The sequence below is a fragment of the Streptomyces sennicomposti genome, assembly GCF_019890635.1.
GTDB lineage: Bacteria > Actinomycetota > Actinomycetes > Streptomycetales > Streptomycetaceae > Streptomyces > Streptomyces sennicomposti.
The window spans coordinates 26,702-49,918 of the sequence record NZ_JAIOAB010000044.1 but is presented as its reverse complement, the minus strand read 5'-3'; the positions used below and the strand labels follow the sequence as shown (position 1 = coordinate 49,918).

The following is a 23,217-nucleotide window of genomic DNA, read 5'->3' as shown; positions in this document are numbered from 1 at the left end:
GCGGGGGCGGGGCGGGCCGGGCGGCGGCGGTTTCGGCACGGTGGTGACGGCCGTCGGGCCGCCACCGACCGCCGCTAGCGCGGGCTCACTTGGCCGGCGGCGCGGGCAGCTCGGCGCCGCGGAACGTCGGCGCGTCGGCCGCGGCGCGCATCGCGCTGAGCGAGGAGGACTGCTGGACCTGGTAGATCCGGGTCTGGTTGTCCGCGGTGCGGAAGGTGTAGGCCCAGGTCGGGCCGGTGGGGTTGGTGTAGGTGAAGGCCGTCGGGTCGGTGGCCGAGGTCTCGTAGCTCTCCTGCTTCCAGGCGCGCCACTCACCGCTGCCCTGGGTGGTCTCGCCCGTGCCGTGGACGTAGCCGTCGGCGCCCCGGACGACGACCTCGGTGAGGCCGGTCAGCGGGGAGATCACGGCGCTGGGGGAGCCCTGCGCGGTGATGCCGGGGACGGTCTCCCAGGCGCCGTAGGCCCCGCCCTCGGCGGACTGCGCGGTGGTGAGCACGTTGCCGCTCGCGTCGGCGGCGAAGACCCGCACACGGTAGCCCGGGTAGACGATGACCGACGGCGTGCCGGCGACGGCCTGGACGCCGAGGCTCGTCCACGCCGACAGCGTGCCGCCCTCCTTGAACAGGGCGGTGGCCAGCGTGCCGTCGGTCTTCCGGCCGAAGAGCTGGATGCCGTCGCGCACGGTGACGGCGGTGAAGGGGCCGGAGAAGCCGGCGCCGGCGAGCGGCGTCCAGCCCATGAAGTCGACGTTGGCGCGCTGCTGGATGCGGTACCAGGGCTTGCCGTCGGCGTCCACGGCGAACTGGGTCATCAGGCCGCTGGGGGTCTTGCCGGTGACGGGGTGCTGCTGCATGGCGCCGGCCAGGTTGATCCAGTTGCCCCAGTCGGCGCCGCCCACGGCGCTCTGGTTGCGCTGCCAGACGCTGCCGGAGGTGTTGTGGGCGGTGACGACGACGCGGCCGTCGCTGTGCGCGGAGAGCGAGGGGGTGCCGGTGAAGGCTTCCTGGTCCGAGATCACCGTCCACTGGGCGTTGTTGATGTCGGCGGGGTCGGTGCGGCCGTGGACCAGGCGGCCGATGTTGTCGGTGTAGGCGATCTCCAGCTTGCCGTCGGAGGCCTGCATGACGGTGTTGGGGGTGTACGACTCCAGCGGCACGGGCGTCGCCGCGGGCGTGTGGCTGACGTTGAGCCTGCAGATGTCGGGCGCCGCCGAGACCGAGACGTAGCCGGCCCAGCCGGACGCCTCGACCTGCTTGTTGTAGACGGGGAAGTCCCGGGTGTCCTCGTCGTAGCGGTAGTAGGCCACCGCCCCGCCGCCCTTGACGCGGAACAGCGTGTCGCCGCCGTACGACGACATGAACTTGGTGTCGCTCCAGTCGGCGGCGGACGCCAGCACATGGCGCTCGATCCAGCGCTGGCTGGTGTAGTCGTAGCGCGAGCGGTAGAGCCTGCCGTCGGTGGCGTCGCGGCCGTAGATCACGCCGGTCTCGCCCGCGTAGATGGCGTCGTAGTTCCAGCCCTTGTCGACGATCTTGCCGCTGCCCTCGATGAACTTGTCGGCGTCCGCGTCGTAGCGGTACCAGCGCAGGTCGTTGGTGGCGCCGGAGAGGGACCAGAGGTAGCCGCCCCGGTCGATGGTGATGTCGTCGGTGCGGCCGGCGGCCCTGAACTGGGTGAAGTCGGAGCTGATCTTGCGGTGGTGGACGTCCCAGGTGGTGGTGGCGGTGACCCGGTGGCTGTAGTACAGCCCGTCCGACTTGATGCCGTAGAACCGGGCGCCGGGGCCGGCGAGCATGACGCCGTAGCCGGTCCAGGTGCTGTCGATGGTGTTGCCGGCGGGCAGGGCGTTGCCGACCGCCGGGTTCGGCATGTCGGCTCTGTTGAGCTTGCCCGCGGAATCCAGGGTGTACGTGGCCCCGTTGGTGCCGCAGGTGAGCGACACGGCGGCCGCCGCGGGAGCGGAGGGCAGCGCGCCGGTGAGCGGCAGGGCCGTCGCCAGGGCCGCGGCCAGCGCGGTGGCGGAAATGAGTGCGCGAGGTGAAATCCGATGCATGACGTGGACGGTAAGCATCGGATGGTGAACGATGCCGTTTCAGTCAGGTGAACAAAGATCTTCGCTAGGAATCCTGAAGGTAAACGGTTCGTCTCAACGGCGTTCGAATTCAACCAAGTTGATGGCGTATCGGCTCGACGGTCCCCGAATTCGACGGCGCCGGACCGCCGAGAGGGCTTTCTTCGCGGCGCGAGGTGAACGGTGGGTGTATTCGACGCCACCTTTCGCCGAACGCTGTTCCCCGCGGCCGTCGGGCCGTCCGGCCGCAGGTGGCAGGCGTCCCAGGGGGCAAAACTGTAAGTGGCCTGTGGAAATGCTGAGTTCCGGGCCACCGGAAATGATCACAAGGTGATCACGCCCGGATGAATGGACTGGACAACATGTCGACAAGCCACCCGACGAACCGTCAGTCTCGCTGCCGATTATCTGTTCGGCCTGTGGGGGAACCGTGACGGCGTACCGGAAACGCGTGTGCAAGCTGCTGATGCCCAGACTTGTGCGCTCGCGCTGGGGTACGGCCGTGGCGCTCGCCCTCGCGACGGTCATCGCCGTCGGCTCGCTCGCCGTCGCGGGCGTCGGCATCCACCTCTTCCCCGCCGACCCGGCCGCCGCCGAGGGCCCCGACCAGCGCTGGGGCAGCGCCGAGGGGCTGAGCCACGAGGCGGGCGGCCGGCGCAACAACGAGGTGCCGCGGTCGCTGCGGGCCAAGTACCCGCTGAAGAACCCGGCCGCCGCACGGCCCGCGGTGCGCAAGAACACCGTGCGGGTCAGCACCCCGGCCCCCGCGCCGGTCAAGGGCTTCGACCGCGCGACGAGCAAGGAGATCGTCGCCGAGCGCGACGCCCGCAGCCGCACCTACGCCAACGAGGACGGCACCCGCACCAGCGAGATCTCCACCGACCCCGTCAACTACCGCGACGCGCACGGCGACTGGCGGCCCATCGACACCTCGCTCGTCCAGGACGGCGACGGCTGGACCAACGCCGCCGACTCCGTGACCCTGCGCCTGGCCGGCCGCGCCGACGCCGACGAGCTGGCCGGCGTCACCCTGCCGTCCGGCGAGTCCTTCGGCTACGGGCTGAGCGGCGCCGCCTCCGTGCCGGGCCGCGCGGACGGCGCCCGCGTCGGCTACGAGCAGGTGCTCCCCGAGACCGACCTCTGGCTGGACTCCCGGGCGGGCGGGGTCAAGGAGACCCTCGTCCTGAAGTCCGCCACCGCCCCCGGCAGCTTCCTCTTCCCGCTCCGCCTCAAGGGCCTCACCGCCGAGGCCGACGGCGGGGCGATCACACTCACCGATGCCCAGGGACACACCCGCGCGGTCATTCCGGCCGGCTTCATGGAGGACGCCGCCCAGGCCGTCTCGCACGACGTGTCCTACGAACTGGTCCGGCAGCCCGGCGGCGGCCAGGCGCTGAAGGTGACCGCCGACCCGAAGTGGCTGGCCGACCCGGCCCGTTCCTTCCCCGTCCGCATCGACCCCTCCGTCGACACCACGGCCGCCTCCACCTCCATGACGGTGCGCAGCGGGGGTTCCGTCGTCGGCTCCAGCGAACTCCAGGTCGGCAAGGGCCCGGACGGCGCCTCCGCCGCCTACCTCGGCTTCCCGGACCTGGACGAGGAACTGCGGTACCACCAGATCTTCGGCGTGCAGCTCCAGGTCGTGAACTTCGACTCCGCCTCCTGCAAACCGCGTCCGGTCTCCGTACACCCCGTGACCCAGGCGTGGACCGCCGGCACCGGCACCGCCTACCCCGGCCCCTCGGTCAGCGGCGCCCTCGCCTCGAAGTCCTTCGCCTACGGCCACATCGACTTCGGCCGGTCGAGGTCCGCCTGCCCCACCGCCGGCGAACTCTTCGACCTCGGCAAGGGCGGCCGCGACCTGGTGCAGCGCTGGGTCGACGGCACCCAGGCCAACTACGGCCTGTCCCTGCGGGCTTCGGCCACCGACCCGCTCGGCTTCAAGAAGTTCACCGGCCATGCCACGGCCAACCCGCCCAAGCTGTACGTCACGCACTCCCCGTACAACGCCTCCTACACCTTCCCCAAGCCCGTCCCCGACCCGCCGGTGCTGCAGAACCAGGCCGGCAAGGTCCAGGTCTCCGTCACCAACAAGGGCGCCGAGACTTGGACGCCGTCCACCTACTACCTCGCCTACCGCGCCTACGACAAGAAGGGCAAGCTGGTCACCCAGCAGCGGGCGGGCGCCCTCACCGGCAACGTCGCGCACGGCGCCAGGGCGACGGTGGACGCCACCATCAAGGCGCTCCCGCCGGGCGTCTACATGCTCGACTTCACGATGGTCCGCCAGGGCGGCAAGGTCTTCACCGACGAGCAGGTGCCGCCGGGCCGGCTCACCATCCAGGTCTTCGACATCGCGCCGGTGGTCAAGGAGCAGTTCCCGCCCAACGGCTACCAGGCCCAGACCCTGACCCCGCAGCTGTGGGCGGCCGGCGTCGACATCGACGCGCCCCCCGGCTCCGCGCTCCAGTACAAGTTCGAGATCTGCGAGGCCGGCAAGGACGGCAAGCCGACCGCCTGCACCACCTCGTCCTACCAGACGAGTTCGGCCTACCCGGTGCCCGCCGGCCGGCTGAAGTGGGGCACCACCTACCTGTGGCGCGGCTTCGTCAAGGACGCCTCCAACGAGGTGCCCACCCAGCAGGTGGCACTGGTCGCCACCGTGCCGCAGCCCGAGATCACCTCCCACCTCTCCGGGGCGCAGGGCAAGGAGTTCGACCCGAACGTCGGCAACTTCACCGCCAGCGCGACCGACGCCTCCCTCGCCGGCGTCGGCCCCGACCTGACGCTCATCCGCACGTACAACAGCCTCGACCCGCGGCGCGACCTCGCCTTCGGCGCCGGCTGGACGACCCGCTTCGACATGCGGCTCACCCCCGACGACGACGGCAGCGGCAACGTCGTCATCCGCTACCCCGACGGCCAGGACGTCCGCTTCGGCAAGAACGCCGACGGGACCTACGCCCCGCCGCCCGGCCGCTTCGCCAAGCTGACCTACGACTCCGCCGGCAACACCTACCGCCTCCAGGACAAGTCCGGCACCACGTACGACTTCAGCACCGGCGGCCTGCTCGCGAAGATCACCGACCCGTACTCCAACTCGGTCACCTACACCTACAGCGCCGGCAAGCTCGCCACCGCGACCAACAACCGCACCACCCGCTCGCTGACCTTCACCTGGACCGGCGCGCACGTCACCAGGGTCCAGACGACCCCCGTCGACGGCGCCCCGCTGACCTGGACGTACAGCTACACCGGCGATCTCCTGGACAAGGTCTGCGATCCGCTCAACGGCTGCACCCAGTACACCTACGGCAGCGGCAGCCACTACGCCTCCACCGTGCTCGACTCGCGCCCCGAGTCCTACTGGCGCCTGGGCGAGGAGGAGGGCACCGCGGCGAACAGCGCCAACCAGGCCAACCTCGGCAAGGACCGCGGCGCCTACCAGAACGTCACCCTCAAGGCCGCCGGCGCGATCAGCGGCGACCCGGGCACCGCCGCCTCCTTCAACGGCTCCACCTCACGCGTCGACCTGCCCGCCGGCACCCTGAAGAAGAGCCGTGACGAAGCGGTCGAGGTGTGGTTCAAGACCATCGCCGGCGGCGTCGGCGGCCCGCTCGTCGGCTACCAGGACAAGGCCTGGGGCACCACGCCCGGCACCGGCGTCCCGATGCTGTACGTCGGCGCCGACGGCAAGCTGCGCGGCCAGTTCTGGACCGGCACGGCCGCCCCGATCACCGACATCACCAAGAACGTCAACGACGGCCAGTGGCACCACGCCGCGCTGTCCATGTCCGGCACCACCCAGAGCCTCTACCTGGACGGCAAGCTCTCCGGGACCCTCACCGGCAAGCAGCCGCTGCAGACCGACCTCACCTACAACCAGATCGGCGCCGCCCACGCCACCGCCCCCGCCTCCTGGCCCGGCTGGGGCGCCACCGCCGCCAAGTCCTTCGCCGGCGCCATCGACGACGTCGCCGTCTACCACCACCCGCTGGGCGCCGCCGCCGTCACCGCCCACTACCGCGAGGGCGGCCGCACCGCCGACGTCCTGACCCGGACCACCCTGCCGAGCGGCCGCACCGCCTCCGAGGTCCAGTACGACACCGCCCGCGACCGCGTCCAGGAGTACACCGACCGCAACGGCGGCACCTGGAAGATCGGCGCCCCCGCCGTCTTCGGCGACGACAAGGACCTGCGCCGCACCGTCGAGGTCCGCGACCCGATGGACGCCCCCTACTTCTACGAGTACGACGGGCTCTCCTCCCGGCTGCTGCGCTACGGCGAGCCGATGGCGCTCGGCGCCCGCGAGTCCGGCGCCCCCTCCCCGTCCCCGTCGCCGACCGGCCCCGACCAGATCTGCACCCACCCCGACCCGGGCGACCCCGTCTTCTGCACCGACCCGCCCGGCAGCAGCGGCGACGGACCCGACTTCATCCGCTACCCGGTCGACGGCGTCGCCATCCGCTCCTTCGAGTACGACGACAACGGCTTCCAGACCGGCGTCACCAGCGAGAACGGCGACAAGGTCACCCTCGGCTACGACGACCGGGGCAACGTGACCAGCCGGACCACCTGCCGTGCGGCCGGCGACTGCCACACCGCGTACACCACCTACCCGGCCGCCGCCGGCGACTTCGACCTGCGCGCCGACCAGCCCACCGAGACCCGCGACGGCCGCTCCTCGGGCCCCACCGACGACCGCTACCTCATCAAGTACACGTACAACACCAGCGGCGCGCTGCTCACCCAGACGGCGCCCGACGGCGGCACGGCCCGCAACACGTACACCACCGGCGCCGAACCGGCGATCGGCGGCGGCAACACGCCCACCGGGCTGCCGCTCACCACCGCCGACCCGCGCGGCAAGGTCACCCGCTACCAGTACTACAAGAACGGCGACCTGGCCTGGGTGACCGAGCCGTCCGGCCGCGTCACCAAGTACACGTACGACGCGCTCGGCCGCAAGCTCACCGAGACCGTCGTCACGGACGCACAGCCGGCCGGCACGACCTCCGCCTTCACCTACGACAAGCTCTCCCGCGTCCACACCCTCACCGACCCGGCGGCCACCAACGCCTTCACCTCCGGCCGGCACCAGCGGCGCACCACCACGGACTACGACGCCGACGGCAACGTGGTACGCACCGAGATCAGCGACCTGCTCGGCGGCGACGCCGCGCGCGTGATGACCTTCGACCTGGACGACCACGGCCGCCCGGAGCGGGTCACCGACGCCGAGGGCAACGAGACCACGTACACCTACGACGTCTTCGGCAACAAGACGTCGATGGTCGACGCGGGCGGCAACCACTTCGACTACGTCTACACCGCGCGCAACATGATGGCCGAGACCCGGCTGCGCGACTGGGACGACGACGGCGGCGACGACGACTACACGGTCCTGCAGTCCTACGCCTACGACATGGCCGGCCGGCTCGTCCGGCACACCGACTCCATGGGCCGCTCGCTGATCTACCAGTACTACGGCGACGACCTGGTCAAGTCGATCACCCTCAAGGACTTCCACGACCCCGACGGCGCCAAGCGCGACATCGTCGTGGAGTCCGACACCTACGACGGCGCCGGCAACGTCCTGACCGAGACGACCGCGGGCGGCAAGCTCGTCACCCAGTACACCTACGACCCGGTCGGCCGGGTGAAGTCCGAGGTCGCCGACCCCGACGGCCTCGCGCGGCGCACCACGTACACCTACGACCTCGCCGGCAACGTGCTGACGACCGCCTCCAGCGGCGCGCCCTCCAACGTCCCCTGGCCGGTGAACGTCAGCGGCGACTCCGTCCGCTACGAGTACGACGACGCGGGCAACGTCGTCCACGAGACCCTGGAGAACGGCGCCGACTCGCGCACCACCGACTACACCTACGACGACCGCGGGCTCACCACCTCCAAGACCGACCCGGCGGGCGACAAGACCGAGTACGCCTACGACGAGCTGGGCCGCCCGGTCTCCGTCACCGCGCCCGCCGTGCAGACCGAGTCCGGCGGCAGCGCGCCCGCCACCACCCGGCCCACCACCTTCACCGGCTACGACACCTTCGGCGCGGTGACGGAGTCGGTCGACGCCCTCGGCAACGTCAACCGCACCGCCTACGACCGGCTGGGCCGCGCGATCACCGAGACCGCGCCCGCCTACACCGCGCCCGGCTCCACCGACACCGTCGCCCCGACCGTCACCAACGCCTACGACGCGCTCGGCAACCTGGTGGAGACCACCGACCCGCTCGGCCGCGTCACCAAGTTCGAGTACGACCGCCAGAATCGGCTCACCGTCAAGGACGCCCCGGTCGGCACGGGCGACGAGCGGGCCCGGTGGAAGTACACCTACACCCGCACCGGCGAACTGCTGTCGGTCACGGACCCCAACGGCGCCCGCGCCGAGACCACCTACGACGACCTGGACCGCCCGGTCACCACCACCCAGATCGAACGCAAGCCGCAGCCCGGCGCGTTCACCACCCGCAACGAGTACGACGACGCGGGCAACGTGGTGAAGCAGACCTCGCCGAGCGGCGCCGTCAGCCAGTTCGCCTACGACGCCCTCGGCCAGCTCACCCGCATGCAGGAGCCCAGCGGGGCCGTCACCCAGCTCGGCTACGACGCCGAGGGCCGCGAGGTCCGCCACACGGACGGCATGGGCCGCACCACGGCGAAGATCTACGACCAGCTCGGCCAGCTCGTCCAGGACCAGGACCTCGACGCGGCGGGCAGCCGGCTGCGCAAGGTCAGTTACACCTACGACAAGGCCGGCAACCTGGTCACCTCGACCAACCCGCTCAACCGCACCACGACGTACACCTACGACGCCCTCAACCGGATGACCGGCCAGACCGAGCCGGTCTCCGACACCAAGTCCATCACCACCTCCTTCGGCTACGACGCGCTCGGCAACCGCACCCGCTACACCGACGGCCGCGGCAACGCGACGATCTACACGGTCAACTCGCTCGGCCTCGCCGAGTCGGTGATCGAACCGGCCACCGCCCGCGACCCGTCCCCGCAGGCCCGCACCTGGACGACCGCGTACGACGCCGCCGGCCAGCCCGTGAAGCTCACCGCACCCGGCGGCGTGGTCCGCGAGCGCGAGTACGACAAGGCGGGACAGCTGGTCCGCGAGAGCGGCAGCGGCGCCGCCGTGACCACCCCCGAGAAGCGGTTCCGCTACGACCCGGTGGGCCGGCTGGTCCAGGCCTCGTCCCCGAAGGGCGACGACACCTACGACTACGACGACCGCGGCGGGCTGCTGAGCGCGACCGGCCCGTCCGGCGACGCCACGTACACCTACGACAGCGACGGCCTGCTCACCAGCCGCACCGACGCGTCCGGCACCGCCTCCTTCGGCTACGTCAAGCAGCAGCTGTCCTCCGCGACCGACCCGCTCACCGGGGTGCGCCAGAGCTACACCTACGACGGCTCGGGCGCGGTCAAGCAGGTCGACTACGGCGCGGGCCAGTCCCGCAGCTTCACCTACGACGACCTGGGCCGGCTCGACACCGACACGCTGAAGAACAGCGCCGGGCGGACCATGGCCTCCACCGACTACGGCTATGACGACGACGACCGGCTGACGTCCAAGACCACCGCCGGCACCGCCAAGGCCGGCGCCAACGCCTACGGCTACGACTACGCGGGCCGCCTCACCTCCTGGACCGCCGACGGCACGACCACCCAGTACGGCTGGGACGACAGCGGCAACCGGGTGCGCAACGGCGCCAAGACGGCGGCCTTCGACGAACGCGACCGGCTGCTGGCCGACGGCGACTACACCTACGACTACACCTCGCGCGGCACGCTCGCCTCCCGCACCAGCTCCGGCCTGAAGGAGGAGTTCACCTTCGACGCCTTCGACCGGATGGTGAAGGCGGGCGAGTCCGGGACGGAGTACGCCTACGACGCGCTGGACCGCGTCGCGTCCCGCAACGGCGTGGACTTCTCCTACGCCGGCCTCGCCCCCGACCCGGTCAAGGACCAGAGCGCCGCCTACGGCCGCGGCGCCGCCGACGAGCTGCTGTCGGTGGCCGAGAACGGCGGCACCGCCCGGCTGACACTGGAGGACGAGCACGGCGACGTCGTCGGCAGCATGTCCGCCGCGGACGGCGCGGCCCCCGCCCTGGACGAGACCACGGCCTTCGACCCGTTCGGCCAGGTCCTCGGCGCCTCCGACGTGTCCGGCAACGCCGGCTACCAGGGCGACTGGACCGACCCGGACACCCGGCAGGTCGACATGCAGGCCCGCTGGTACGACCCCGGGACCGGCACCTTCGACTCGCGGGACTCCTACACCTACAGCTCCGGCGCGTCGATCCTCGCCAACCGCTACGCCTACGGCGCCGGCGACCCGCTGGACTACACCGACCCGGACGGCCACTGGCCGAGCTGCGGCTGGTGCAAGAAGGCCGTGAGCTGGACGAGCAAGAAGTTCCACCAGGGCGTCAACTACGTGTCCAAGACCGCCCAGTCCGTCTGGCACGGCGTGCAGTGGGCGTGGCGCAACCCGGGCGCCGCGTTCAAGCTGGCGCTGAACTACGTCGGCAGGGCCGCCAACTGGGTCTACAAGAAGTCGGGTCTGAAGACGGTCGTCGACGCCACCGTCAACGCCGTCAAATGGGTCGGCCAGAAGACGGGCATCACCCAGTGGGCCCGGGAGAAGGCGAAGCAGGCGGCCAGAGCGGCCTACCAGGCCAAGGTCTACCTGACGAAGAAGGCCAGACAGGCGGCCTCCTTCGCGGCACAGCACAACCCGATCCCGGCGATCGTCGCGGCCACCAAACCGCTGATCGCCGTCGGCAAGGCGATCGTCACCGCCGACCCCAACCTCCCGGCGATCATCGTCGGCGCGGCCGTCCAGGTGGTCGCCGACGCCGCCAAGGCCGCGGACGCCATCCGCGACGAGGTCGTCAAGCAGGTCGGCAGCGTCGTGGAGACCGTCTCGGACGCGGTCGACTGGGGCGAGGTCTGGGACGACGTCAAGACGGTCGGCACCATCGTCGGCGACGTCACCGGCTTCAACGACATCAAGAACTGCGTCACCACCGGCGACATGGAGTCCTGCGCCTGGGCGGCGGCGACCGTGGGCGGCATCGTCCTCGGCGGCGCCGGCGCGGCGGCCGTCCGGGCGGCGAAGGCCGGACGGATGGCGGCCAAGGCGGCGAAGTACGCCGACGAGATCGCCAAGGCGGCGGAGAAGGGCAAGAAGGTCCTCAACGAGGCCGAGGAGGTGGCCGACTGCGTCTCCACGGCCAGTGACGTCGCCTCGCTCGCCAGCGCCAACAGCTTCGTACCCGGTACGGACGTCGTGATGGCCGACGGCAGCCGCAAGCCGATCGAGGAGGTGAAGGAGGGCGACGAGGTCCTCGCCACCGACCCGACCACCGGCGAGACCTCCAAGGAGAAGGTCACCGGCACCATCGAGGGCGAGGGCGCCAAGCACCTCGTCCGGATCACCGTCGACACCGACGGCGACCAGGGGCGGGCGACCGACACCATCACGGCGACCGAGGGCCACCCCTTCTGGGTCCCGGACCTGAAGAAGTGGCTGAAGGCCGGCGAACTGAAGCCCGGCCAGTGGCTCCAGACCGGCTCCGGCACCTGGGTCCAGGTCGACGCGGTCACCGCCTGGACCCAGCAGGCCGCGGTCTACAACCTGACGGTCGACACCGCGCACACGTACTACGTGGCGGCGGGCAAGACGTCGACCCTGGTCCACAACTGCGGCCCGTCCCCGGACCTCGTCGGATACGCCGACTTCCTGCGCCCGCACTCCAAGAAGCGCGGAGTGGTCTACGCGGCGAAGTACACCTCTCCCTCGGGCCGGAGCTACTTCGGCTACAACGGGCACGGCCTGGAGGCGAAGCCCGGAGGACTCCTCGACCGGATGATCCGTCAGAAGGGCAAGCGCGGCCACGACCAGTGCGCCGAGACCATGTGCATGATTCTCGCCGAGCAGGCCGAAGGCGACTCCGCTCTGCTCAACGGGACGATGGAGGTGGTGAGGGTCCGGGGACTGAACTCCGGGGGCACCGCCCATGGCACCCCCGCGACGCCCTGCGCGCACACCTGCCAGCCACGTCTCGACTGGGTCGGCATCGACCACGACAAGTAGCCGAGGAGGAGCAAGGACATGCCCGGCATCACGGACGAGCAGGCGTTCAAAGAGGCGGCGACGCGGGTGGTCGACCTCGTGTTCACCGACGACGACGCCTACCTGGACGCTCTGCCCGAGTCGGTGGAGAGCGCCATCGCCACGCCCCTCGCGGAGGTCTATCTCGCACTGGAGGAAGGACGCCCGCTGGAGCGACTCGACCGCGCGGTGCGCCTGCTGGTCGACGTGGCCGGGGGCGTGATGTCCGAGATGCCGCCCGAGCTGGCCGACCTGCTGCGAGAACTGCGGTTCGCCGGGCGAGGACGCACATGAGGCGCTCACCGGGGCCGCCCGGACCCGACCGCCGACCCGGGCGGGGCCGCTGATGACAGCGTGGCGCCTCGAACTGGGGCGCCACGACTGGCCCGCGCTGCGCTGCGGCTGCGGGCGGTCGGGGGCGCATCTGGCGGAGAGCTTCCGGCGGCTGCTGGCGGCGCGCAGCGCGCGGGAGACGGCCGGGCACACGCTGGAGAACCACCTGGAGGTGCAGAGCATGCTCTTCGAGGTGGCCCCGCACGCCGTGCCGGTGATGCTCGCGGCGCTCGCCGAGGACCTGCACGACTGCGTCCGGCGGCACTTCCTGGGCATGCTCGAGTACCTCGTGACGGGGGGGGTCGCACCGCAGCGAGGCCGAGGCCGGCCGCCCCGACCTGGCGGAGGAGTGCGTGGCCGCGGCGCGCGAGGGCATCGTGACGCTGTACGCCGAGGCGGTGTCCGGGGAAGCCGGGGCCGTCTTCGACATCTTGGAGTTCGTGGACGAGGACGAGGACCGGCTGGAGTTCTACCGGTCCGCCCTCGCCGCGGACCGCCCCCAGAAGACGTGACCTCGCCGCCGCCCGGGCTGCCCATGCCCGCGCGGTGCTACGGCGCGATGCGCGGCTGCGGGGAGCGCAGGACGAGCAGGGTGATCTCGCTGGGGGCGAAGACGCGGAACGGCGGTCCCCAGAAGCCGGTGCCGCGGCTGGTGTAGAGGAGGGTGCGGGCGCCGTGCCGGCTCAGTCCGGCCAGGGCGGGCTGGTCGAGGCGGACCAGGTGGTGGAACGGCCAGATCTGGCCGCCGTGGGTGTGACCGGAGAGCTGGAGGTCGACGCCGCCGGCCGCGGCCCGGTCGACGAACTTGGGCTGGTGCGCCAGCAGCAGCACGGGCAGGTCGGGGTCGGCGCCGTGCAGGGCGCCGGCGAGGTGGGCGCGGTGGCCCGCCAGGCCGGAGGACTCGGCGGTGACGTCGTCCACGCCGGCGACCACGAGGGTGTCGCCGCCGCGTTCGAGCAGCAGATGCCGGTTGCGCAGCGGCTCCCAGCCCAGCTCGTCCATCAGGTCGACCCAGCCCTGGGCCTCGCTGTAGTACTCGTGGTTGCCGGTGACGTAGACCCGCGCCCGGGTGGCCCGCACGGTGCCGAGCGGGACGGCCTGTGCGCGGCGGCGTTCGGCCGTGCCGTCGGCGATGTCGCCGGTGTGGCAGACCAGGTCGGCCTCCAGGGTGTTCACCGTCTCGCACACCCGCTCCGACCAGCGGGCGCGGTCGAGGGGGCCGTAGTGGGTGTCGGTGACGAGGACGACCCGCAGGCCGTCCAGCCCGGCGCCCAGCCGCGGGAGACGCACGTCGAACCGGCGCACGCGCGGCACCCGGCGGGCCTCGGCGTACCCCCAGGCGAGCAGGGCGGCGGACACGCCGAGGACGGCCCAGGCGACGATCCGGGCCCGGTCCGGGCCCTCGCCGACGCCGGCCAGGGTCAGGGCGAGCCGCAGCAGGACGCCGAGCAGCACGGACCAGGTGAACAGGACCCAGCTCGCGCCCAGCAGGGTGTCGCCGACGACCGCCGCCCGGTCCTGCTGGCGCCGGCCGTGACCGCGCGCCATCGCGAGCGGCATGGAGACGAGGCCGAGCGCGAACAGCGCGGTGCCGGCCAGGCTGACCGGCAGCGGCCAGTGCTGGCCGGCGTGCAGCAGCACCCAGCAGGGCACGGCCCACAGCAGGACGGGGGCGATCAGCGGGATGTACCGCGTCACACGGCGCAGCAGACTCCGCCGCGGCGCCTGCGCCTCCCCTTCGGCGGGCCGGGTGTCACTGGTGTCGGTCACGCTTCCCCTCCCTGACCGCTTCCCCGACCGGGCTGCCGTCCCGCGCACTGTATCTCCGCTCGGAGCGATGTTCCTCACGCGGAGGCGAGCGCATGCCGGTTGTAAAGTGAAGGACGCCCTTGACCTGCACGAGCAGGCAGGGAGCCGACCTCCTGGAGCATTCCATGCTGCGTACGATGTTCAAGTCGAAGATCCACCGCGCCACCGTCACCCAGGCCGACCTGCACTACGTGGGATCGGTGACGATCGACGCGGATCTCCTGGACGCCGCCGATCTGCTGCCCGGTGAACTGGTCCACATCGTGGACATCACCAACGGCGCCCGGCTGGAGACCTACGTCATCGAGGGCGAGCGCGGCTCGGGCGTCATCGGCATCAACGGCGCCGCCGCGCACCTCGTGCACCCCGGCGACCTGGTGATCCTCATCAGCTACGCGCAGGTGACCGACGCCGAGGCGCGGGCGCTGAAGCCGCGGGTCGTGCACGTGGACGCGGAGAACCGGATCGTGGCCCTCGGCGCCGACCCGTCCGCCCCGGTGCCGGGCACCGACCAGCAGCGCAGTCCGCAGGCCGTCCTCCCGGCCTGACCGCGACCCCGGCGCACCCGTCCGGCCCGGGGGCCGGACGGGTTCCGCGTGTCCGCCCCCGGGTGACTGGCCGTGCGGGTGCCGGGTAGGCGGGGGAGTAGTCCAGAGCCGAGGCCGACCGACTGGCGGGAGGACAGCATGACGAACCCGTACCCCGACCCCGTACCGCCCGGGCCCACCCCGGGTCCCGCACCGGGCCCCGACCCGCAGCCCCCGGAGCCGCACCCGGATCCGGCGCCCGCGCCCGATCCGCCGCAGCCGTACCCGGACCCGGTCCCCACGCCCGCACCGCACCCGGCCCCCGAGCCGCCCCCGGTGCCGGGGCCGCCGACGCCGGTACCGCCACCGCCGCCCGAGCCGACACCGCCCCCGGCGCCCACCCCGCCCCCGGCCCCCGTGCCGCCGCCGGGCCCGGTCCCGACGCCGCCCCCGAACCCGACCCCGAGCCGCCCCCGTCCCCGATCCCGCCGGGCCCGGACCCCACCCCCACCCCGGAACCGGGCCCGCCCCTGACCTGAGGGACCCGAGGCGCACGGCCCGGGCGCACGGCCGGCGAGGCGCACGGCCGGAGGCGGACGACCGGCAGGGCGCACGGCCGACGATACGGATGACCGGCGAGGCGCACGGCCCGGGCGGACGACCGGCAAGGCAGGCGGCCAGTGACGCGGACGACCGGCAAGGCAGGCGGCCAGTGACGCGGGCGGCCGGCGAGGCGAGGCGCACGGCTGGTGAGGCGTACGGCCGATGAGGCAGACGGCGGGCGCGGCCGGTGACTCGGCCGCGCCGCCACGCCCGCCTGCCCGCCGGCAACGCTTACCGGCCCGGCGGCGGCCCACGCCCACGCTCACCCGCCCGGCAGCGGCCCCGCCGCGTCCCTTACGCCCCCACCTCCGACCGGTCCCCGCCCCACAGCGTGTGGAACGCGCCCTCGCGGTCCACTCGCCGATACGTGTGCGCGCCGAAGAAGTCGCGCTGGGCCTGGGTGAGGGCGGCGGGCAGGCGTTCGGCGCGCAGCGCGTCGTAGTAGGCGAGGGCCGCGGCGAAGCCGGGCGTCGGCACGCCCTGTCGCGTCGCCGCGACCAGCACCTCGCGCCAGTCGTCCTGCGCCGCCGCGATCTCCTGGGCGAACGTCTCGTCGGACAGCAGGCTCGGCAGGTCCGGCCGGGCGTCGTACGCCGCGCGGATCCGGTCGAGGAAAGCCGCCCGGATGATGCAGCCGCCCCGCCAGATCGAGGCGATCGCCCCGAGGTCGATGTCCCAGCCGTACTCCTCGCTGCCCGCCGCGATCTCGTGGAAGCCCTGCGTGTACGACACGATCTTCGAGGCGTACAGCGCCTGCTCCACCCGGTCGGCGAAGGCCGCCGCCTCCGACAGCGGCGCGGCCTTCGGCCCCGCCAGCTCCCGTGAGGCCTCCCGCAGCGCCGCGTGGCCCGACAGCGAGCGCGCGAAGACCGCCTCCGCGATGCCCGACACCGGCACCCCGAGATCGAGCGCGATCTGCACCGTCCAGCGGCCCGTGCCCTTCTGCTCGGCCTGGTCCACCACCACGTCCACGAACGGCTCGCCGGTCGCCGCGTCCACGTGCGACAGCACCTCCGCCGTGATCTCGATGAGGTACGAGTCCAGCCGCCCGGTGTTCCAGGTGCGGAAGATCTCCGCGATCTGCGCGGGGGAGTAGCCGGCGACGTCCCGCAGCAGCTGGTATGCCTCGCCGATCAGCTGCATGTCGGCGTACTCGATGCCGTTGTGCACCATCTTGACGAAGTGGCCCGCGCCGTCCGGGCCCACATGCGTCACGCACGGCGCCCCGTCCTTCGCCTTCGCGGAGATCTTCTCCAGCATCGGCCCCAGCGAGTCGTACGACTCCGTCGAACCGCCCGGCATGATGCTCGGCCCGTGCAGCGCGCCCTCCTCGCCGCCGGAGATGCCGGTGCCGACGAAGTGGATGCCCCGCTCGCGCAGCTCCCGCTCGCGCCGCCGGGTGTCGGCGAAGTGCGCGTTGCCGCCGTCGATGATCATGTCGCCGGGCTCCAGCAGCGGGGCAAACTCCTGGATCACCGCGTCCGTCGGATCGCCCGCCTTGACCATGATCACCAGCCGGCGCGGCCGCTCCAGCGCCGCCACGAAGTCCTTCGCGGCCTCGGTGGGAAGGAACTCGCCCTCGTGCCCGAACTCCTTCACCAGATCGTGCGTCTTCGACGCGGTCCGGTTGTGCAGCGCGACCGTGTAGCCGTTGCGCGCGAAGTTGCGGGCGAGGTTGCGGCCCATGACCGCGAGCCCGGTGACGCCGATCTGGGCTGTAGTGCTCATACCGCCTGCTCCTTGGGAATCCGGTGGATCATCGGCTGGGACGTCTTCGACCATCCTGGCGCGCCGGTACGGCGACCGCACATCCGTACCGGCCCGCCGCCCGGCGCCCGGACCGGGGCGCGGTCCGGCTCAGGTCCCATGGACCCTCCCTTACGTACCGCACGCCCCCATCGCCTCAGCGCCGACCGGCCGGTCCGCACCCGCCCCGCTATCCGGCCGAACCGGACGAACCGGCCAACCATAGCCCCTTACCGGCCACTTGAGGCCCAATGCGGCCGATAGCCGTCTTGTCGTGGCTTGTTGGCGGCGTCTACTTTTGCCGCTCCTGACGCAGGGCGAAGGGGCTTCAGACATGGCCGCACGCGGCCGGCACCGCCGGTACCAGCCGAACAGGATCAACCGCGCCTCCCTCACCGTCACGGCGGGCGGCGCCGGAATGGCCATCCCGCTCATCGGCGCCGGCGTCGCGCACGCGGCCGACGCGTCCACCTGGAACAAGGTGGCGGCCTGCGAGTCGAGCGGCAACTGGAGCATCAACACCGGCAACGGCTTCTACGGCGGGCTGCAGTTCACCCGGTCCACCTGGGCGGCGTACGGCGGCACGCGGTACGCGCCGCGCGCCGACCTCGCCACCCGGGACCAGCAGATCGCGGTCGCCGAGAAGGTGCTCGACGGGCAGGGGCCCGGCGCCTGGCCGGTGTGCTCGGTGCGCGCCGGACTGACCCGGGGCGGCGGCGACCCCGGCGTCCACCCGGACGCCGCGGCGACCCGGCCGGTGCACACCCAGAGCGCCAAGAGCACCCCGCAGCAGAAGAGCGCCCCGCAGAAGCGGAGTTCGGCGCACGACGTACGGCCGCAGACCACCCCGCAGTCGCGGGCCGGCACCGCCGAGATGTACACGGTGGTCCGCGGCGACACCCTCTCCGGGATCGCCGACGACGAGCATGTCCGGGGCGGCTGGCACCAGTTGTACGCCGCCAACCGCGCCACCGTCGGCGACGACCCCGACCTGATCATGCCCGGCCAGCGTCTCTCGCTGCGCTCGACGCACACCGCGCCGCACCAGGGCGGCTCCGCCGCCGCCCGCCCGGCCGCCGAGCCGAAGAAGCAGGCGAAGCCGAAGACGCGGACCAAGCCGAGAACCGAGACGGCGAAGCCGAAGACCAAGGCCAAGCCCGCGACCCGGTCCGGGACGAGCCACGCCGGGACGTCGCACACCACCTCGCACACCCTCGTCGCCCCCGTGCAGGCCCCGATCGGCACCGGCTACCGGGCGAGCGGCTCCCACTGGTCCAAGGGCTACCACACCGGCGTCGACTTCGAGGTGCCCACCGGCACCTCGGTGCACGCGGCCGCCGCCGGCCACGTGGTCAGCGCCGGCTGGGGCGGCGCCTACGGCTACCAGGTGGTCATCCGGCACGCCGACGGCCGCTACACCCAGTACGGGCACCTGTCGGCGATCTCGGTGCGCACCGGGCAGACGGTCGGCGCGGGACAGCGCATCGGCCGCTCGGGCGCCACGGGCAACGTGACGGGCCCGCACCTGCACTTCGAGGTGCGGACGGGCCCCGGCTTCGGCTCGGACATCGACCCGCTCGCCTATCTCCGCGCCGGCGGCGTCAGGATCTGACGCACGGGAGAAGGGAGAAGGCGGTCGGCTTCCGCCGCCGGGCGGAGCGTGTCCGTTTCCACCCCCGGGCGGCGCGTGTCCGCCTCAGCCCGGGGTGAGGCGTGTTGGCCTCTGGTCGCCAGCCGGTGTTCGTTCGGTCTTCGGCTTGCGGGTGTGGCCCGTCGGCATCTGGCCTCCGCGGTGCCTGTGAGGATCTGAGGCGCGGGCGATGGCGGTCGGCTTCCGTTGCCGGGCGAAGCGTGTCCGCTTCTGGCCTTGGGCGGTGCGTGTCCGCCTCCGCCCGGGGTGATGCGTGTTGGCCTCTGGCCCCCGGCCGGTGTTCGTCCGGTCTTCGGCCTGTGGGTGTCGTCCGTCGGCATCCGGCCCCCGGGCGGTGCCCGTCAGGAGCTGACGCGCGGCCGGTGTCGATCCGTGGTCGGCGGCGGGACGTAGGCGACCATGCGGAAGGGCACGGCGCGCAGCGCCTCGCCCAGGAGCGACGCCGGGCTCGGGGACGGTTCGCCGTGCTCCTCCGGTCCGGCGCCCTGTCCGGCGTCCTCGGCGGCCGGGCGCGCGGGCCCCGGACCGCCGCCGTCCACGGGCGTGCCGAGCTGCGCGGGAATCCCGCCCCCGAGCACCGCCCCCACCGGGAGGTCGGCGAGCGCCGCCCGCCCCGGCATGCTCGTAGGCGCCGCACTCGTCGGCGCCGCCACGGCTGCCGCCCCGGCGGGGACGTCCGCCCGCACCGGCTCCTGCGCGGGCCCGGCGCCCGCCCGCACCTCACCGGCCGCTGCCGCGGCGGCCGACGCTGGCTCGTCGAAGCGCCCGGCCCCCGCCCCGCCCGCCGTCCCCGTCCGATCCGGCGCGTCCTTGCCGGCGACCCCGACAGCCCCGGCGACCTCGACAGCCCCAGCAGCCCTGCCTGCCCCGGCAGCCCCGGCGGACCCGACGGTCCCGGCATCCCCGGAGGCCCCGGCCGCCCCGGTCCTCACCGGCCGTGTCGTCCGTCCCATGCGTTCGGTGGTGAGCAGGATCAGGCCGCCCACGGCCACCACCCCGCAGCCGAGCGCCAGCAGGGTGCCCGTCGTGCCGTACCGGAAGCCCTCGCCGAACATCGTGATGCCGACCGCGGCCGCCGCCACCGGGTTCACCACGGTCAGCGTGGCCAGCGGCGCCGTCAGACCGCCGCCGCGGTAGGAGGCCTGGGACAGCAGCATGCCCGCCGTGGCCAGCGCGCCGATCGCGGCCAGCGACGGCAGCTCCGCCGCCGCGACCCCGTCCGTCCAGTCCACCGCGACCGTCTTGGTGAACACCGAGGACATGCCGAAGGCGAGCCCCGCGCCGACGGCGAGCAGCACGCTGCGCACCGCAGGATGCCGGTGCGCCGCCCGGCCCGCGACCGTGAGCGCGGCGAGCGCGCCGCCGGTGATCACGGCGAGGGCCACCCGCTGCGCACCGCTCAGCGACTGCGCGGGGGAGGCGCCCACCAGCGACAGCAGACCGGCCAGGCCCACCGTCGTCATGATCGCGCCCCGCCACGCGGCGGCGCCCGCCCGGCGGCCCACGAAGAGCGCCGCCATCGGCAGCGCGAACACGATGGTGAGGGCGCCCAGCGGCTGCACCAGGCTGAGCGGACCGTAGGCCAGCGCCACCACGTGCAGCAGTCCGCCCAGGCCGTTCAGCGCCACCGCCGCCCACCAGGCCGCGCGGCGCAGCGGCGCGTACCGTTTGCCGGGGGTGGTGACCGCGACCCGCTCCTGCACGATCGCGCCGCCCGCGTAGGCCACGGCGGACACGAACGACAGCAGCACGGACAACGCGAGGGCGCTCATCGGCTGCTCCTCTGCGGGCGGCGGGGGCGGTGGGCCCGGCGCGGCGAACGGTCGGCTTCCATGGTCCAACAGCCTGCCGCGCCGATCTCTTCCCGTCGTCCCCCCTGAGCACTCAATGGGTCATACTGCCGATGGAGTACGCCTGTTGCCCTCTCCTCCCCTGGGCGGGCGACGGAAGAGGGGGTTTCCGTACCGGGGACCGTCGGCAGGACGCCCGTACACCCCCCGCGGAAGCCCCCAGGGCCTGCGAAGATCGTCCGGAAACAGCCCTCCCCGGCCCTCGCCACGGCCCCGGCGGGCCGCTTGCCCGTCCGCTGTTGGTACTACTGCTCCTCGTGCACCTCGACGCCCGACTCGCCGCGCTCGCCCCCCTCGGCGGCTTCTTCGCCCTGCGCACGGGCGAGCCCCCGCACGGCCCGCTGCCCACCCTCGCCCAGGCCTACGACCGCACACCCACCGCCCCCGCCGCCGACCTCCGCCCCGCCGCCGACCTCCGCCCCGACACCGGCCTCCGCCCCAACGCCGACCTCCGCCCCGACACCGGCCTCCGCCCCAACGCCGACCTCCGCCCCGACACCGGCCTACACCCCGACTCCGACCCCGCTCGCGGCCCCGCCCCCGGCCCCGACCACGGCCCGGAACGCCACCCCTGCCCCCCGCCTCCGCACCCCCACCCGCTGGACACCCGCGTCCGCCGCGTCGCCGCCGGCATCGGCGCCCGCGAACCCCGCGTCGCCGCCTCGGTCGCGCACCAGGCCCTGGCCGCCCGGCTGTGGTCCGTCGCGCTCGGCTGCGCCGTACGCTACGGGCGCCTCCCGGACCTCGATCCGCGCCTCCTGCGCTGGGACCCGGCGGGCAGCGCGCCCGAGGACCTGTGGCTGACCGAGGTGCGCGAGCGGCCCGCCGACCCGGCGACGCTCGCCGGCGCCGTCCTGCACGGCCATCTGGAGCCCCTGGCGGCGGCCCTGCGCGCCCGCCACGGCCCGGCCGCCGGCCTGCTGCGGGGCAACGCGGCCTCGGCGCTGGCCGGAGCGGCCCGCCGGCTCGCCCGGTGGGCGCGGGAGAACGGCGACCTGGAGGCCGCCGGCCGGACCCGCGCCCTGGCGGCGGACCTCCTCGCCCACCCCCTGCTCGTCGGCGCCGGAACGCTCACCGCGCACGGGACGGACCTCGCCTTCCGGCGGCGCAGCTGCTGCCTCTACTACCGCGTGCCCGGCGGCGGGGTCTGCGGTGACTGTTGTTTCGCACGAGTCCCGCGCTCTTCCCCACGCGGCCCGTCCGGGTGACCATGAAAGGGACCGGCCGCGGCGGCCGGCGGCCGAGGACCCAGGGGGTTGCGCGTGCGAGTGGGACTGCTGACCCGGGAGTACCCGCCGGACGTGTACGGCGGCGCCGGCGTCCACGTCGAGTTCCTCGCCCGGGAACTGCGGCGCCTGGTCGACCTGGAGGTGCACTGCTGGGGCGAGTCGTCCACGGGCGACCGCGCCGACGGCGTCGTACGCCACCGCTCCTGGCGCGCCCTGGACGGCGCCAACGACGCCCTGCGCACCTTCTCCGTCGACCTCGCCATGACCGCCGCCCTCCAGGACCGCGAGCTGGTCCACTCCCACACCTGGTACGCCAACCTCGCCGGCCACCTCGCCAAGCTGCTGCACGGCGTGCCGCACGTGGTGACCGCGCACTCGCTGGAGCCCCTGCGCCCGTGGAAGGCCGAACAGCTCGGCGGCGGCTACGCCCTCTCCAGCTGGGCCGAGCGCACCGCGTTCGAGGCCGCCGACGCGGTGGTCGCCGTCTCCGGGGCCATGCGCGAGGACATCCTCGGCTGCTACCCGGCCCTCGACCCGGCCCGCGTCCACGTCATCCACAACGGCATCGACACCGCCCTGTACCGCCCCGACCCGGGCACCGACGCGCTCACCCGGATCGGCGTGGACCCGAACCGCCCCTACGTGCTGTTCGTCGGCCGCATCACCCGCCAGAAGGGCGTGCCCCATCTGCTGCGCGCGGTGCGCGGCATCGACCCCGGGGTGCAGGTGGTGCTGTGCGCGGGCGCCCCCGACACGCCGGAGATCGACCGAGAGTTCCGCGAGCTGTACGAGGAGCTGAGCCGGGCCCGCCGGGGCGTGCACTGGGTGCCGCGGATGCTGCCGCGCCCGGAGGTGGTCCAGCTGCTCACCCACGCGGCCGTCTTCGTCTGCCCCTCGGTGTACGAGCCGCTCGGGATCGTCAACCTGGAGGCGATGGCCTGCGGCACCCCGGTCGTGGCCTCGCGGGTGGGCGGCATCCCGGAGGTGGTCGAGGACGGCCGCACCGGCGTGCTCGTGGACACCGGCGACGACGTCGGCGACGGCTTCGAGGCGGGGCTGACCCGGGCCCTGGACGAGGTGCTCGGCGACCCGGAGTCCGCCCGCCGGATGGGCGAGGCCGGGCGGCGGCGGGCGGTCGAGGAGTTCGGCTGGGACGCGGTCGCGCGGCGCACCGCGCAGCTGTACGAGGAGATCCGCAAGCAGGCTTAGCCGACCGCGCACCAGGGCAGTAGTGGTGCAACCGGGTGAGGGGAGCGG

Annotated in this window: 11 protein-coding genes; 7 read left to right on the top strand and 4 right to left on the bottom strand. The window is 73.2% G+C overall.

Translation table 11 applies throughout. The annotated features are described in order from the left end of the window. Positions 1-85 precede the first annotated feature (85 nt). Complete coding sequence (locus K7787_RS32155) at positions 86-2,053, bottom strand: DUF8189 domain-containing protein (protein WP_282107278.1); 1,968 nt, start codon at positions 2,051-2,053, stop codon at positions 86-88. Between the two features lie 484 nt (positions 2,054-2,537). Between K7787_RS32155 and K7787_RS32150 the strand changes: the two genes are divergently transcribed. The 3 genes from K7787_RS32150 (at position 2,538) to K7787_RS22465 (ending at position 13,057) form a co-directional block, all read left to right on the top strand. After that, positions 2,538-12,194 carry a polymorphic toxin-type HINT domain-containing protein gene (locus K7787_RS32150; RefSeq protein ID WP_223002709.1) on the top strand — a complete coding sequence of 3,219 codons (9,657 nt, stop codon included), beginning with the start codon at positions 2,538-2,540 and terminating at the stop codon, positions 12,192-12,194. A gap of 18 nt (positions 12,195-12,212) precedes the next feature. Next, positions 12,213-12,506, top strand: coding sequence for a hypothetical protein (locus K7787_RS22470; protein WP_164389646.1), 294 nt, complete (start codon positions 12,213-12,215; stop codon positions 12,504-12,506). A gap of 392 nt (positions 12,507-12,898) precedes the next feature. Continuing rightward, a complete protein-coding gene (locus tag K7787_RS22465; RefSeq protein WP_223002708.1) occupies positions 12,899-13,057 on the top strand; it encodes a hypothetical protein in 159 nt (52 codons plus the stop codon). A 37-nt stretch (positions 13,058-13,094) separates the two neighbouring features. On the opposite strand, the gene K7787_RS22460 is transcribed toward K7787_RS22465, so the two are convergent. Next, positions 13,095-14,315, bottom strand: a complete 1,221-nt coding sequence (locus K7787_RS22460) for a metallophosphoesterase (RefSeq protein ID WP_223002707.1) — start codon at positions 14,313-14,315, stop codon at positions 13,095-13,097. 164 nt (positions 14,316-14,479) lie between these two features. On the opposite strand from K7787_RS22460, the gene panD reads away from it, so the two are divergent. Next, positions 14,480-14,902: an aspartate 1-decarboxylase gene (panD, locus tag K7787_RS22455; protein ID WP_027758700.1), complete on the top strand. Its 423-nt coding sequence runs from the start codon at positions 14,480-14,482 to the stop codon at positions 14,900-14,902. 876 nt (positions 14,903-15,778) lie between these two features. On the opposite strand, the gene gnd is transcribed toward panD, so the two are convergent. Further along, positions 15,779-17,212, bottom strand: a complete 1,434-nt coding sequence (gnd, locus tag K7787_RS22450; RefSeq protein WP_223002706.1) for an NADP-dependent phosphogluconate dehydrogenase — start codon at positions 17,210-17,212, stop codon at positions 15,779-15,781. Between the two features lie 352 nt (positions 17,213-17,564). Between gnd and K7787_RS22445 the strand changes: the two genes are divergently transcribed. Continuing rightward, a complete protein-coding gene (locus tag K7787_RS22445) occupies positions 17,565-18,842 on the top strand; it encodes a transglycosylase family protein (RefSeq protein ID WP_223002705.1) in 1,278 nt (425 codons plus the stop codon). A gap of 380 nt (positions 18,843-19,222) precedes the next feature. Here K7787_RS22445 and K7787_RS22440 read toward each other — a convergent pair whose 3' ends face one another. After that, positions 19,223-20,653: a DMT family transporter gene (locus tag K7787_RS22440; RefSeq protein WP_223002704.1), complete on the bottom strand. Its 1,431-nt coding sequence runs from the start codon at positions 20,651-20,653 to the stop codon at positions 19,223-19,225. 317 nt (positions 20,654-20,970) lie between these two features. Between K7787_RS22440 and K7787_RS22435 the strand changes: the two genes are divergently transcribed. Together K7787_RS22435 and glgA are read left to right on the top strand one after the other, a co-directional pair. Then, positions 20,971-21,939, top strand: coding sequence for a (2Fe-2S)-binding protein (locus tag K7787_RS22435; RefSeq protein WP_308036432.1), 969 nt, complete (start codon positions 20,971-20,973; stop codon positions 21,937-21,939). A 54-nt stretch (positions 21,940-21,993) separates the two neighbouring features. Next, complete coding sequence (glgA, locus tag K7787_RS22430; protein ID WP_223002716.1) at positions 21,994-23,169, top strand: glycogen synthase; 1,176 nt, start codon at positions 21,994-21,996, stop codon at positions 23,167-23,169. The last annotated feature ends 48 nt before the right edge of the window (positions 23,170-23,217 follow it).